This is a genomic window from Algorimicrobium algoritergicola (assembly GCF_008086165.1).
Classification (GTDB): domain Bacteria; phylum Bacteroidota; class Bacteroidia; order Flavobacteriales; family Flavobacteriaceae; genus Algorimicrobium; species Algorimicrobium algoritergicola.
In genome coordinates, this window is the sequence record NZ_VSKL01000002.1 from 441,059 (window position 1) to 456,154 (window position 15,096).

General features: G+C 36.2%; 9 protein-coding genes. 1 reads left to right on the forward strand and 8 read right to left on the reverse strand.

The annotated features are described in order from the left end of the window. Window positions 1-3: 3 nt before the first annotated feature. From ES675_RS07985 to ES675_RS08005, 4 genes are all read right to left on the reverse strand, one after another. Complete coding sequence (locus ES675_RS07985) at window positions 4-933, reverse strand: hypothetical protein (protein ID WP_148367362.1); 930 nt, start codon at window positions 931-933, stop codon at window positions 4-6. 365 nt (window positions 934-1,298) lie between these two features. Continuing rightward, window positions 1,299-1,805 carry a redoxin domain-containing protein gene (locus ES675_RS07990; RefSeq protein WP_066247884.1) on the reverse strand — a complete coding sequence of 169 codons (507 nt, stop codon included), beginning with the start codon at window positions 1,803-1,805 and terminating at the stop codon, window positions 1,299-1,301. Between the two features lie 487 nt (window positions 1,806-2,292). Continuing rightward, window positions 2,293-4,788: an ABC transporter permease gene (locus ES675_RS08000; RefSeq protein ID WP_066247890.1), complete on the reverse strand. Its 2,496-nt coding sequence runs from the start codon at window positions 4,786-4,788 to the stop codon at window positions 2,293-2,295. 50 nt (window positions 4,789-4,838) lie between these two features. Continuing rightward, window positions 4,839-5,525, reverse strand: coding sequence for an ABC transporter ATP-binding protein (locus ES675_RS08005; RefSeq protein WP_066247893.1), 687 nt, complete (start codon window positions 5,523-5,525; stop codon window positions 4,839-4,841). Window positions 5,526-5,552: 27 nt separating this feature from the next. Between ES675_RS08005 and ES675_RS08010 the strand changes: the two genes are divergently transcribed. Then, on the forward strand, window positions 5,553-6,299 hold the full coding sequence (locus ES675_RS08010; protein WP_066247895.1) for an arylesterase: 747 nt from the start codon (window positions 5,553-5,555) through the stop codon (window positions 6,297-6,299). A gap of 364 nt (window positions 6,300-6,663) precedes the next feature. Here the strand turns inward: ES675_RS08010 and ES675_RS08015 are convergent, their stop codons facing one another. The 4 genes from ES675_RS08015 to ES675_RS08030 all read right to left on the reverse strand — a co-directional run bounded on the left by ES675_RS08015 (window position 6,664) and on the right by ES675_RS08030 (window position 14,870). Beyond that, entirely contained in the window at window positions 6,664-8,004 is a 1,341-nt protein-coding gene (locus ES675_RS08015) for a DEAD/DEAH box helicase (RefSeq protein WP_066247897.1), read from the reverse strand. A 167-nt stretch (window positions 8,005-8,171) separates the two neighbouring features. Beyond that, a complete protein-coding gene (locus ES675_RS08020) occupies window positions 8,172-9,179 on the reverse strand; it encodes an LLM class flavin-dependent oxidoreductase (protein ID WP_066247899.1) in 1,008 nt (335 codons plus the stop codon). Between the two features lie 178 nt (window positions 9,180-9,357). Continuing rightward, the gene (locus ES675_RS08025; protein ID WP_066248111.1) at window positions 9,358-10,548 is read right to left on the reverse strand and encodes a CynX/NimT family MFS transporter; all 1,191 of its coding nucleotides are present in this window, start codon (window positions 10,546-10,548) and stop codon (window positions 9,358-9,360) included. A 440-nt stretch (window positions 10,549-10,988) separates the two neighbouring features. Next, window positions 10,989-14,870 (reverse strand): lamin tail domain-containing protein, encoded by a 3,882-nt coding sequence (locus ES675_RS08030; protein WP_066247901.1) that lies wholly within the window; start codon window positions 14,868-14,870, stop codon window positions 10,989-10,991. Between the last annotated feature and the right edge of the window lie 226 nt (window positions 14,871-15,096).

Below are 15,096 nucleotides of genomic sequence, written 5' to 3' on the forward strand. Positions count from 1 at the left end.
TACTTAATCCAATATAATTACTTCCGTTTTTAAAATCCATTTCTCATTATCCTGTTCACTATGTGTTACGGTAATTTTATTGGGTCCCGTTTTCTTAAAAACATCAATCAATTTCAGGTTTTTGTGTACGGTAGTATTAATTACAAGTGGTTTGGTAAGTAACTTGCCATTGGTGGCATCATAAACATACAGGGTTTTGGAGGTTGGTTTGATGTCCCAGAAACCAATTTCGTCGGCTTCATCATTATTCAAGTCCTTAAGATTTTCTAATTGCGATTTGTAAGCACCTTGGATGGTAATTGGCGCTAAATCCTTATTGCTAAACATAATGACACTATTACAACCGCCTTCACATTCTACTGGATTACTTGAGGTGTTTATTTCTGGCGAAATAACCGTTGCAAAATCTGAAAGGCCATCGCCGTTAAAATCACCATACAGCTTTCTTGTTTTAGATTCGATTACTTTATTATCAAAGGAACTTGGGAAAATGCGCGTATCTAAATCCTGGGTGTTTTCAGCAATATTTTCGCGTAATATTTTGAACTCACCATTTATATACATCACAGATAAAAACGAGGTGTAATCGGCTTCAATTCCGCTGTAGGAAACTTGTTTGGTGAATGTTACTAAATAGTTTGCTGCCTCTTTTGTAATGACCAATTCGTTATTTAAGGCACGCTGTGTATAATCTGGAAATTGTTGAAATAAGCTATTTTTACTTTCTTGTACTTGAGTTCTGGTGCGCTCATTTCCATAATAGGTTACGACTGCCATATAGTACTTATCAAGATAAGGCGACTTTAATTGTGTATGCGCCTCATTCCATTGCTTAACAAACGCACGAATCTCTTTTTCTCCTTTTGGGTTAACCTCATTGCAACTACATGCGAATAAGACAAATAGGCAAGATAGGAATTGGAGATACTTCATGTTTTAAAGGGTTTTGGGCTTGTTTAGTTAATGATAAAGATAGGGGATTTTTGGTGACTTTTTGTTATTTGTTTTCGTGTGTTTATCGCTATTTATTTTATTCGAAATATTTTATTTTTATTGGAACTCATGATGTGCTGCTCGGTTCACTGCGTGACGTTGGTGTTTTTCTTGATATTATCTGCGCTGGTGCTGTGAATGACCGGTTTTCCTAAAAAAATAAAACTGTCTGTAAGGAATCACCTATTAATCAAAACTATATCATATATATTTTTAAACCCATAAAAACAGTTTTGCTGCTTTTATGGGTTTTATATTTAGTATTCGTTTTGTCTTTCATTTTTGAGACAAACATTAACTGTGTATTAGGCTTCTCCTCTTGCTGGATAGCCTTCTTTTAAAATATAGTCTATTCCTCCTAATACCTCGTTAAAACTTGGTCTGCCAAATGGCATAGATTGGATGGACACCCAATACAGGGTTTGCTCTGGTGTTATTATAAAGATTCCCGGTTCTGTAAAGTGTTCGGGCTCTTTTTTGATGCCTTTTGATATAAATAATCCCCATTTTCTGGCTTCTTCTATAGGGAGTCCGTAACCCAATGGTATATCGGCTATATCCCAATCGTTGTAGGTTTCTTTTGCAACTTCTTGTGTATCTGAACTAATGGCTATGAAGTTAACACCTCGGTCTGTGAATTTACTTCGTTTTTTTTGGAGTTCTTCCAATTGTGATTTACACACAGGGCAATGTTTACCTCTATAAAATAATATCATGGTGAAATTTTCAGGTGCTTGATCGCTTAATTTCCATGTGGTATTATTGACTAAACTAATTTGCAAATCCGGTGTTTTTTCTCTTGGTTTTATCATTGTTTTATATTTTTATTTATTTACAATAATGTATGGATTGCTGTTGATTTGTTTTGACTGAATTACATAAATTTTTATCGGGATTGGTGTAAAATAATTATAGTTTAGAATAAGGCCCTTGACTTGGATGGCTTAATTTATGTAGTCGCTTACTATTTCTTAAACGGTTGCAGGAATGGCTTGACTTGTAGATAGGTTGATTGGAATTAAAACCAGCTTAAATACGTATCACTTTATATGCTATTCTTTAATGCTTATTCTCATCCCGTTTTTTCATCCGTTTCCATAAAAAATAAATGATAATGAAAAAGATAGGTAAAATGATATACACGATTAAATCAAATGGTTGTGATAAATCAATAGTACCACTCTCTCCTGGGTTTTGAGATTGTGATGGTATTTGGGGAAGTAATAACAATATATTTAGCATTTTTTCTGAAATTGAATTATTATGATAAGTTACAAAATTAATAGCAAATTATGAAGTCTACCCTTCCCGTCGTAAGACTTCTAAAGGGGAACTTCGTAAAACCGTTTGAATATTGCTTAAGCCAATGGCTAAAACCAATAGTGTTATTCCAGGCAAAAACACCAAAAACGGAATTAGTGATGGAACAAAGGGTTCTTTAAAAACAAAAACGGCTAAACACAAACTGCTGACTAGTGCCAAAATAATTCCTACCAAACTTCCTAGAAGTCCTAGAAACACATATTCGAATGCCGTTATTTGCAGAATCTGTTTGTTTTTAGCGCCTAGGGTTCGGAGTAAGACACTTTCTTTAATGCGCTGGTATTTACTGGTTCGGACCGAGCCAATCAAAACAATGATTCCCGTAAGAATACTGAAAAATGCCATGAAGTTGATGATCCATGAAACCTTATCCAAAATATCTTCAATTACTGTATAAATCTGGCGTAAATCAATAATGGATACATTTGGAAATTTGGCCACTAAATCCTGCTGTAATGCTGCAGAACTCGTTTCGTCTGGAACGTTGGTTGTAAACACATTAAACTGTGGCGCCTCTTCTAAAACACCTGCCGGAAATACGATGGAAAAATTGAGTTGCATTTGAGACCAATCGACCTTTCGGATACTACCTACGGTTGTTTCCATTAAAACACCTTGAACGTTAAATACAACGGCATCACCAACGGTTAGTTTGGCATCGGACGCCAGATTATCAGAAATGGACATGATTATAGGATCACCCGATTTTAGTTGTGGTGTCCACTCGCCTTCCAACAATTCTTCTGATGCTATTAGGGAATCGCGATAGGTGGTTCTAAATTCATGGTTTAAAATCCAACCCCGCATTTGCCGCGTACTGTCCTGGCGAATGTCATTTACCAATCGGCCCTTAATACTATGCATGCGCATAGTTACCAACGCTAAATTATTTAGTACTGTCAAATTTTTGTCCGTAATGTTTTGTGAAACGGCTTCACGCTGATCGCGCTGCACATCCAAAATGATGATATTGGCATTTTCAGAGGACTGTCCGACTTCTGTTTTTGCCAACAGAATATCCTTGGTAAAATATAAGGTGCTAATTAAAAACGTACCCAAACCAATAGCCACCACCAATACCACGGTTTGATTATTGGGTCTGAATAAATTAAGTAAGCTTTGGCGTGCCGTAAAACTCCAATGTTTTGGAAAAAACCGTTTAATAGTTTTAATAAAACCTAATGCTACCAAGGCTAACATGGTAAACGTAAAAACGGTTGCAACTACAAAACCGGCTGCATAAAGTGCATCTTTAATCAACCAAAGTGAAAATAAAAACAAGAATACTAGAATAGCTCCAAATACTAAAAAACGAATTTTTCGTGGTTCTTGTGATGCATTTTCATCCACACGGAGTACGTCCAAGGGAGACACATACCAAGTACGCAATAATGGCAATAATGCAAATAATACAGACATAAACAAACCAAGAAACACACCAATTAAAATAGGCTGTGCCGAAATGGTTATTTCCAATGTAAAGGGTAAAAAGTCTTTTAAAAGATATGGAAAAACGGTTTGCAGTGCCGCACCAATCATGGAGCCAATTAATCCGCCGATAATTCCAATCCCAGCAATTTGAATAAGAAAAATAAGAAAACTTTGAAGCCTAGAAGCACCCATACATTTTAAAATGGCAATGGCTTTTAATTTCTCCTTTATATAAATATGTACCGAACTTGCAATTCCTATACAACCTAAAAGTAAGGCAATAAAAGCGGCTAAATTCAAGAATTTACCAACATTATCATAGCGCCTACCCAAGCGTTCTGTGCTACTTGTATGCGATTTGATATCCGCATTTTCTAAATCTAAAATAGGTTCTAATTTATTTTCAAGTCGTTTTAAATTGAGCGTATCTGATGCTTTATAATAATATTGATATTCCTTGCGACTTCCAAACTGCAGTAATTGCGTAGCTTCAACAAAACGATACGGAATCACCACAGGTGGCGCTACCGAACTGGCAATAGCTGAACCTCCTGGAATGGATTTTAATGCGCCAGCAATGGGCAGTGTTAACTCACCAATCTTAATAGAATCACCTGGCTTTATATTGAATTGTAATAACAGGGTAGCATCTACCAAAGCACCACCTGATTCTTGATACACACTGGCAGCCGTAGCTGGTTCTGATTTTATTTTACCATAAAAAGGGAAATCGCCTTGCATGCCGCGAACCTTCACTAATTTGGAACCGCCATTTTTTGGAAATGCAATCATAGAGACAAAATTAACCTCTGATGCATCTGGTTTTAAGGAATCGATAATGGTTTTAGCGCGTTCCGTAGGCACTTGTCTAGAATCGATAATAAAATCGGCTCCCATTAAGGTTTTAGACTGGCTTTGGATATTATCCTTTAAGTTGGTGCTAAATAATTGAATGGACACAACGGCAGCAATACCTAAAATAATGGATGCCATAAATAATAGCAAGCGTACTTTGCTAGCTTTAGCATCACGCCAAGCCATTTTAAAAAGCCATGCTACTTGTAATTTTGAGTTTGATTTGGAGTTATTCACTATGCCGTAGTCAATTGATTGGTTACTATTTTTCCGCCTTTAAGTCGCAGTATTTGTTGCGTTCGATTGGCTAATTCCAAGTCATGCGAAATAATAACCAAAGTCGTACCGTTTTCTTTGTTTAAATCGAGCAACAACTGAATGACTTTTTCTCCTGTTTCGTCATCTAAATTCCCTGTGGGTTCATCAGCAAACAAAATAGTTGGAGAATTTGCAAAAGCGCGTGCTAAAGCAACACGTTGTTGTTCGCCTCCAGACAATTGCGAAGGATAATGATGAACACGATCTCCTAAACCTACTTTTTCCAATAAAGTCATACTTTTTGTAGTTGCTTCTTTTGATCCTTGCAATTCCAAAGGTACACTCACATTTTCAAGAGCTGTAAGTGTTGGTAGTAATTGGAAATTCTGAAAAATAAACCCAACCTCTTTATTTCGTAATTGGGCGCGTTCATCTTCATTTAGGCTACTTAAATCCTGTCCACATAATTCCACGGTTCCAGCATTTGGTTGGTCTAAACCAGCACAAATACCAAGCAAGGTGGTTTTTCCACTTCCTGAAGGTCCAACGATTGAAAAGGTTTGTCCTTTTTCAACTTCAAAAGAAATATCATGTAAGACCGTTAATTGTTTGTTACCACTGGTATATGTCTTTTCTAAACCAGTAATCTTTAATATCTTTGACATATAAATTTTTAATTTAAATAGCGACTCATGTCCGATGCCCAAAATACTCAATTGAATTCAGTTCTACCAACCTCAAGCACTTATAAACTCATAAAGTTTTGTTATTTTATTTTGGCGCTTTTGGTAGTTTCCTGTGGTGACTCTAAAACTGAAAACACGCCTGAAATTCAACAAACGGTTGAACAGTCAGAAACCACTTCAGAACCTAGAAGTAAAACCAAAACGATTCTGTGTTTTGGCGATAGTATTACGGCAGGTTACGGTTTGGATGACGTAAATGATGGGTACACAGCTGTATTACAACAACGTATTGACTCTTTAAATTTAGATTATACCGTCATTAATTCTGGTGTAAGTGGTGAAACAACTGCAGGTGGAAAAGGCCGAATTGATTGGGTTATTAAACAAAAGCCATCTATTTTTCTATTAGAATTAGGCGCAAATGATGGGTTACGAGGTGTGGCATTGACCGAAACGAAATCTAATTTACAAGCCATTATAGATGTGGTTAAAGAACAAAGTCCAGAAACCACTATTATTTTGGCTGGTATGCAGTTACCACCCAATATGGGACAAGACTATACGACGGAATTTAGACAGCTTTTTATTGATGTTGCCCAACAAAATAAAATAGAATTTATTCCTTTTATTTTGAAAGATGTTGGTGGTATTGCGTCACTAAATCAGAATGATGGGATTCACCCGAATATTGCTGGACATAAGATTGTTGCGAATACGGTTTGGGAAACGTTGGAACCTCTAATTGTCAATTAGATAAATACTTATCATTAAGCTTCCCTAATCTTTTATTCTTTTTTTCATTGACAAAAAAAGAAACAAAAAAGTCTAGGCTTACGAATCTATATCTAAATTTATCATTCGACACCTAAATTTTAGGAATTCGCATTAAAAAACATTCCTCGGTTCAAAAATATTTCTTGCTCAAACAGCCTAAAATTTCACGGTGTTTTCATTTCAAATTTTACAATAAATTTTCGGTAGGCCGATTTTGCATTTATATAAACATTGTTATATTATCTATGTTTTAAAATATCAAAAAATGGAATATTTGAGTTGAAAAAACAAGTTAAATAGTGTATTGTAAATTATATTTTGACATAGCTATACAATCAAATAACTATTTTTTTTTCGACTTTTTTGGTGTTTCTACTTTCATATTTTCTGCACCCGATTCCGACAAATAATTTGCTAATATTTTATCAACTAATTCTTCTTTGGTTAGATGATGAAAGATGGTTTTAATCTTCGCTTTAAAATCTTCCGACACATCCCGATTCGGTTTGGTTTTAAATATTTTCTTTGCCCAAATTAACCCGTTATTTTCTTCCATACTTTGGGCATCTGCTTTTTTAAATTCATGAAAGGTGATCCCTAATTCATTTTCGAACTCCGGAATGTCTTCTAATTCATCTTTTTGTATCACACTTAATGAAAGTCCTGTGGCTCCTGCCCTAGCCGTCCGTCCACTTCTATGCACATAAGCATCATAGGTGTCTGGTAAATGATAATTCACCACAAAGGATATTTCTTTCACGTCAATACCACGAGCAGCCAAATCGGTTGCCACTAAAACATCAATATGGCCTTCTCTAAATTGCCCCATAATGCGGTCACGAATTCCTTGGGTTAAACTCCCATGAATAGCGCCTGATGAAAATTTATTAATGGCTAGTTTTTTGGCCAGTTTATTTACAGCAGCTTTGGTTTTGCAAAATATAATACCACGTTCACCTTCTTTTGAATTCAAAAAATGTAATAAAACTTCCAATTTTTCAATCGGTTCTACCACCACATATTGATGATCGATTCCTTGATGACCAACCGTTGCCATATCAGCTTCTATATGCACCACTTTTTTGGACATATAATTTTGAACCAATTGCTTGATGGTTCCTGGCATTGTAGCCGTAAACAATAAGGTTCTTCTTGTTTTTGGAATGTCTTTTACAATGGTGTCTACTTCGTCTTTTAATGCACTCACCATTTCATCCGCTTCGTCTAACACCAAATAGGAAACGTTTTTAATGGAAATAGCACCACGTTTGATTAAATCAACCAAACGACCGGGTGTTGCCACCACAATATGCGTTGGTGTTTTTAAACGTTCTATTTGCGGTTTTATAGGAATACCACCACATACGGATGCCATAGAAATATCTGGACTGTTTGCCGCAAAGGATTCTAAATTCGCAAAAATTTGTTGCCCTAATTCGCGTGTTGGTGCTAAAATTAATGCCTGAACCGTTTCGTTTTCAGTGTCTATTAGTTGTAGTAAAGGCAAGCCAAAAGCCGCTGTTTTTCCAGTTCCTGTTTTTGCTAAAACAACCACATCGTCCTTCTGATTGAGAATTACAGGAATCGCCTTTTTTTGAATATCCGTAGGTTCGGAAATTTTTAAAGCAAGTAAACTCTGTTGCAATTGGGTATTTAATCCTAAATCTGAAAACTGTTTTAACATGACACTATTTTTGGGCAAAGATAATTAGAGTTTTGAGAGGAATACCCTCTATTTGAGTTGTATTTTATAATCCGCATCCAGAATTAACCAAAATCCTAGTTCTAAACCTTCCAAAGAAGTATAAAGTTTCAAAATTCATGAATTCATTTCAATGAAAGCGCTAATAATTACGCGTTCAACTCCTTCATAATTTCCGCAAACAATTCATAGGATCGGATTCTGTCTTTCCCATCATAAATATTGGTCACAGCAATCAGTTCGTCTGCTTGGGTTTTTTCCATAAATTCTTTCACCTGCGCTTTTACAGTCGCTTTACTTCCAATAAAAGAATATTTCAACATTTGATGGATTTGCGGATGCTGTAATATCTCTTCATATTCAGCAGTCATATCTGTTGGTGGTGGTACAAAATCGCGTTTACCTGTAAATATACCCAAAATCATACGGATTAATGAGGTTGAAAGGCGCTGTGCTTCTTCATCTGTATCCGCTACAATAATATTGATTCCTGCCATTACATAAGGCTCTTGCAACGCTTTAGATGGTTGAAATTCTTTTCTGTAAATAGCAATAGCATCCCACAAATGTGTTGTTGCAAAGTGACTGGCAAACGCATAAGGCAATCCTTTTTTGGACGCTAAATGAGCGCTATCTGTACTAGAACCTAAAATATAAAGAGGTACATCCACACCTTCAGCTACTGTAGCGCGAACTTTAGATTTTGAATTTCCAGAAGAAAAGTACTGTTCTAATTTCTCTAATTCATCTGGAAATGAATGCGCTGCTTGCATAAAATCGGAACGGATGGCTTGTGCTGTTTCTCTATCGGTTCCTGGCGCTCTTCCCAAACCTAAATCAATTCGGTTTGGATAAAGAGACCCTAAAGTTCCAAATTGTTCGGCTATAATTAATGGGGAATGATTGGGTAGCATAATTCCTCCAGAACCTATACGCAGTGTTTTGGTTCCTTCAGCAACATAGCCAATTAATACAGCCGTTGCGCTACTTCCAATATTAGGTGCATTGTGGTGTTCTGCCAACCAATAGCGTGTATAGCCAAAGGTTTCTGCGTTTTGAGCTAATTGTAAAGCATTATTGTACGTTTGTTTGAGTGTATGATCTTTAGATACTAAAGCAAGGTCTAAAATAGAATATGCTGTTTGTTTTGTTTTCATAGGAATTTAATTCGTTATGCCGGGTTCAATTAGAAAACATCAAATAACATACCACCAATAATTAACGCCTTTATGGCACATTCGTATGGTACTATTTGCTGCTTTTGGCCGATTTCCGAACTGTTTGTGACGTAAAGGCCAATAAAATCATGGAATGTAGACAAACACCAAGATTTATTTAAACTTTACTATCCTTTCCAACGCCAATGCCCATAGTCAATTTAATGAATGAAATCACTACTAATAATATTAATGCATAATGCCACGCATCCGTTAAATCATAAATAACACCCACTATAAAAGGACCTGTTGCAGCTATAAAATAGCCAATAGATTGTACAATTCCAGACAATTCGGCAGCTGTTTCGGCATCATCAGAGCGCAAAACAATTAGCAACAGTGCTAATCCAAATGTACCCCCTAAAACCATTCCTATAAGTCCAACCCATACTTCTGTAAAACCGATTTCAGGAAATAGGAGTCCTAATAAAGCAATGACTTCAACAATAACTAATGATACAATAACCAAACGTTGATCTTTTCGTGAACCAGCCCAAATAGGAATAAAAATAGCACCAATAATTCCTGTAGCTTGAGATAAAGAAAGCATCCATCCCGCATAGGAAGCATCATAACCACGATCCATAAGTATGGCGGGTAACCAGGCTAAAATAACATAAAAGGCGAAAGATTGAAATCCCATATATAGAGCCAATTTCCAAACCAACTTGGAACCACTTAATTTCTTCATGGCTTCCTTAAAACTTCGGTTAGGAACTGTTCGATTAATCCGTTTCAGATTAGGAATCCAAATGATTACAGCTATAACCGCTAAAACGGCCCAAACTCCCAAGGAGCCTCGCCAGCCTAAATTCATTTCCATAGCTAAAGGAACACTTAATCCTGCAGCAAAGGCAGCACCAAGTGACATGATTCCAGAGTATAAACTTGTTACTAATCCAGCTTTGTGGGGAAAATTTCTTTTTATCATGGCAGGAATTAACACGTTTCCAAAAGCAATGGCAATTCCTAAAAAGATAGTTCCCAAATACAATTCGAAAACGCCACCTATGGAACGAATTATAATTCCAACAGCCAATAAAATTAATGAGCCTAGTAGTGTATTTCCAATTCCAAAACGCTTTGTAAATAATGGTGTGATTGTAGAAACAACACCAAAAGCAATAAGTGGTAACGTAGTAAGTAAACCTAGTAAGGTTTCTGAAAGTCCAACATCTTGTCGAATCATATCGATTAATGGTCCAATGCTTGAAAGTGCAGGCCTTAAATTTACTGCAATGAATAAAATTCCTACCAGCAACCATATTCGTGAGGCTTTATTCAATCCGTTTTCGTCTAGTTTTCCCATAGTTTTTAAAATGCAGTCACTTGTTTTCGAAATCTCGAAAATATTGTTATAAGTCGCCATGAAATGACCTACTGATAACAAAGGGCAAAAGTAGTCCTTTGTTATGAAATGTGGCAAATTAGTTAGCTTAATGTTTTGTGAAAAGTGGACATTAAAAATCCATATAACACTGAAAATTAATAAGAAAAAATAAGACGGTAAGAGGTTATTTACATGAAGATAGAGTTTACTTTTAAAGTTAACCTCAAATCAAAATTCAATAACAAAATAATCTATCGCCTAGCTAATACCTCTAGTTTTGTAAAATATTCAGGAATTCAATATTCCTAAAACGCTTATAAAGTGAAGGATGTTTTGGAATTGAAATGGTTCAATCCCTTATTTTTATTATTATCTATAATGATTGCAGAATGAATGGTATGAAAAGTACTAGACTAATTTCATTCCTTAATCAATCTGAAGGTCATAATTCCGTTTTCTGAATGTAATCTTAAAAAATAAATAGCCGCGGGCAATGTGTCTATATTTATCTCTTGGAAATTTTCTTTTATCTGCATGACCTGTTTTCCTAGAATGGTATAAATTTCTAGTTGTTTAACATTTTTTAAATCACCTTTAATATACAATAAACCTGTTGTTGGGTTTGGATACAAGGAGATAGCGCCATCTAATTCCAAATTTAAAACAGATAACGTGCCACCATTGTTAGAGGCATTAGGCGTAGGTGTTGAAAAGAAAACAAAAGGTTCTTCGCCATCGGTTTCTCGACCTTCCGAAACATCATCTACCTGTTCCAAATACGTAAGAGAATCCACAAAGTGTCTGTCATTCGCATTTATTTGTAGTAAACCAATTTGCTCACCGCCGCCGCTTAATTTTATATTCATATGCAAAACACCTTGAGACGGCTGGTTGTCACACCATAGCAACAAAAATTCTCCAGCAGCAATTGTCGTTTCAGATGGCGAAGTAGTAGGGATTTGAAATGGTGAAACATCATTCAAATCATCTACTAAAAACAATCCTCCTACATCTACTGCTGTGGTGCCTGCATTATATAATTCAACCCAATCTTCAAATTCGCCAAAATCATCAACATTCGTTATGGCGTTTCCTGCAAGAAATTCATTAATAAAAATATTGGTTACTAATGGCAGTACGTTATTATCATTAGGAGTCGGGACATTAAATGATTTATACTGTTGTGATGCATCGGGATATCGACCAACTGAAACATTAGCGATTTGCGATTGGTATATCATGGAATTAATAATTGAAACTTCCCCACCTATATTATCTGAAATTAAAACGGTTCCGCCATTAACATTTAAAATAAAAGGAAGGTGTAATTCACCTTGCGATGTTTGGTTATCTGCCCAAAGCGTAATAAAACCGCCAGCTGGAATAGTGGTTACGGATGAATTGGTTGTTGGTATCTGCCAAAGTGTTAAATTTGCTTCCGAATTACTCACATATAAACCTCCAATATTAACGGGGTTGCTATTTAAATTGTAAATTTCTATCCACGGGTCGTTCTCGCCATAATTATCAACTATAGACGTGCTGTTACTAGCTAAAACCTCATTTATAGAAAGGCCTGTAATAAACGGAACAATATTAGATGCGCCTGGTGTTGGTAGAAAATAGGTTCTTATAATGGCTCCACCATCAGGTTCCCTACCTGTAGAAATATCATCTGTTTGAGCCGTATATGTCAATGAGTCAATAAATTGCTGACTGCTTCCGATAACCTGACTAAGGCCAATAGACTCGCCACTACTAGAAAGTTCAAAGCCTACATGCAATGTTCCTTCTAACGGCTCATTATCTGCCCAGAGAATCAAAAAACCTCCAGCGGGAATAGTAGTTGCGCCAGGATTGTCAGAGGGGATTTGATGTAACAATGGATTACTAAGATTATCCGTTATATACATACCGCCAATATCCACTGGTAAACTATTACTATTATATATTTCGATCCAATCTTCATATTCACCTATTTCATCTGTTATTCCATTGATGTTGCTAGCCATAAATTCATTTATATAAATTCCAGATATAAACCCTAATTCATTAGATGCCCCAGGGGTTGGATTATTAAACGTAACATAGTTATCTTGGCCATCCGTGTACCTTCCTGTTGAAACATCTGTATTTTGAATACCAAAAACATAGGAATCAATCGTCTCCAGCACTGAATTTCCTTGTATTGAAATAGCTATGGATTCTCCGCTCCCACTCAATTTTATATTCATGTGTAAAGGACCTTCTTCTGGTTGGTTATCTGCCCAAACTTGAAGAAATCCTCCTGCGAGAATAGTGGTCGCTGCGGGTGCATTTTGAGGAATTTGCCATTTTGTTAAATCAATTAGATCATCGGTTATATACATACCGCCTATATCAACAGGTAAAATGCCCGCGTTATAAAACTCAATCCAATCTTCATATGCTCCAGATTCATCGGTGATTCCCGTAGCATTACTTGCCATAAACTCATTAATATACATTTCTAGAACGGCATAGGACCCTATGGTACTTCCACTCCATTCATTACCATCCTTAACTCGTGCAATAACAGTTAGCATGTCTATTTGCGGTATAGCAATCGCGGAGGAATAGGATATTGCCGAAGCGGAAATATCACCATTTGGCAATCTGGGATCTGATTCATCTGTCGTATAATAAATAGTGCCTGAAGCATTTGGATTGATCATTTCCAACTCAAAACTAGCGCTGACTGATCCGCCAGGCCTATTAAATATTACTGGATTTAAATCAGGATAATAGCCTTCATTCCTTAGTGCATTTAGAAAACGATCCGCATTCCCATCCATAAGCGCATCTATACGGCGTACTTCTGGCAGCCAATCATCATCTCTCGTCCGAGTAATACCATCTTCTAATCCGTCGCCCCAGCGTGCCGACTCGCCAATAACAGCTGACGCTATGAATGAGGTTATAGCTGCCCATCTTTCTCTTGATGCGTTATCTGAAAGTGGCCCATTGTTAAAAAATTGAGAATTTACGCGATCTACAAAAAGTGCCATAAAATCTGAATTCATGCGCAAACTGTGCCATATTTTGGATATAGGTTCAACGCCTGCAACATTATTTCTAAAGTATGGATGAACCCAAGCGCCATCATTGGAATTGCCGCTCGTGTCAAAAGACCACTCGCCATCCCAAGCATAATAGTTAAAAGGTTCGGCAGGAGTATTCCGATTTCCACCATAAAAGTTATTGGATGGCCAATCATTAACGCCCATACACCAAGTAATTATTAAGTAATCTATAAATTTCTCAACATCTATATATTCCTTTGCTTCCGTATAATTAGTTTCAATGGTCATATCTTGATTGACTAATGTTGTTGTGAGGTATTCAAATCTTGTTGGATCTCCACTTTTAACACCATTCTGATTAAGCGTCATCCAGTCGGCTATTTCACCCCCAAAATATGAGGTCATAAAACCGGCATCTTGCCTTTGCACAGGGTTATAAAGCCCCCAATATAATCCATTTACATAGAGGTGTACAAACGTACCACGCATGCCTATTCCAGAGGATGCTATCTGCGAAGCCCGATACCATTCATCTCTTGCAAAAGCTGTTCTATCAGGATTCCAGTTTCTTGACCATGCGCGATTATTTCCTGCTCGAAGGACAAATTTTGTGTCCGTGAAATTTGTAGTGGCAGAATTTCCAATAACAGGATTTGCTCTTAAAAGATTAGACGTTATACTATTATTAATATCTAATTTCATTGAACGCTTAAGACGTAGGTGACTATGTGATTCCAGTTCGGTATCAAATTGTTCATTTGGATAGCCGCTATTTGGGTACAATATTTCTACGGATCCATCAAAACCGGCTTCACCATCATACATTGACCAAAAATCACCTTGATCCATAACAATAGACATTGTTGGAATAGACAGAAGTCCCGGAATTATTTCATCCGTATAAGCAGGATCATTTACAACATTGGGATCCATTTCATAATCATGGGTCGCCTGCTGACCATTAGCGCCTATATTGTAACTATTATTTGGCCAACCCACAATTGTGGCAGGTTGCTGAAGCACATCATTAAGAAATAAAAAGGTATGTGTTGGTATATTTGATTGTTCTGTTGTGGAATAGGCAATAGCTCTTATTACTACGGTAGAATTTATAGGAATAGGCATGCCATTATAAGGTATCCCTGCAGTTGTAGAAGGAATAGAGCCGTCTATAGTATATCTAATAGAACCATCTATCATATTAGTAGTAAGTTCTAAATTAAATGGAGATTCATAAAAACCTCTGCTTTCAGAAAACATTATTTCCTGCGAATAAATTGATATAGAAAAAAATAGAAATAATATATAAAATATATATTTTATATAAATTGCTGAATTAAAAGTTTTTAGAGCGGATTTCATATTGATCATATATTTAATATTGATATTTAAATAAAAACTTTCCCTGATTCTCAAAAAAGGAATGGGAATATAACAATCGGAAGATTTGGGGAGAAAAATTACTAGAAACTAATTAGAAAACTAT

What these genes read in the sequence shown, in the direction of transcription:
- ES675_RS08030 (WP_066247901.1), bottom strand. Translation starts at nt 14,870, where the DNA reads ATGTTTTCTGAAAGCAGAGGTTTTTATGAATCTCCATTTAATTTAGAA.
- ES675_RS08015 (WP_066247897.1), bottom strand. Translation starts at nt 8,004, where the DNA reads ATGTTAAAACAGTTTTCAGATTTAGGATTAAATACCCAATTGCAACAG.
- ES675_RS07985 (WP_148367362.1), bottom strand. Translation starts at nt 933, where the DNA reads ATGAAGTATCTCCAATTCCTATCTTGCCTATTTGTCTTATTCGCATGT.
- ES675_RS08020 (WP_066247899.1), bottom strand. Translation starts at nt 9,179, where the DNA reads ATGAAAACAAAACAAACAGCATATTCTATTTTAGACCTTGCTTTAGTA.
- ES675_RS08000 (WP_066247890.1), bottom strand. Translation starts at nt 4,788, where the DNA reads ATGGCTTGGCGTGATGCTAAAGCTAGCAAAGTACGCTTGCTATTATTT.
- ES675_RS07990 (WP_066247884.1), bottom strand. Translation starts at nt 1,805, where the DNA reads ATGATAAAACCAAGAGAAAAAACACCGGATTTGCAAATTAGTTTAGTC.
- ES675_RS08005 (WP_066247893.1), bottom strand. Translation starts at nt 5,525, where the DNA reads ATGTCAAAGATATTAAAGATTACTGGTTTAGAAAAGACATATACCAGT.
- ES675_RS08010 (WP_066247895.1), top strand. Translation starts at nt 5,553, where the DNA reads ATGTCCGATGCCCAAAATACTCAATTGAATTCAGTTCTACCAACCTCA.
- ES675_RS08025 (WP_066248111.1), bottom strand. Translation starts at nt 10,548, where the DNA reads ATGGGAAAACTAGACGAAAACGGATTGAATAAAGCCTCACGAATATGG.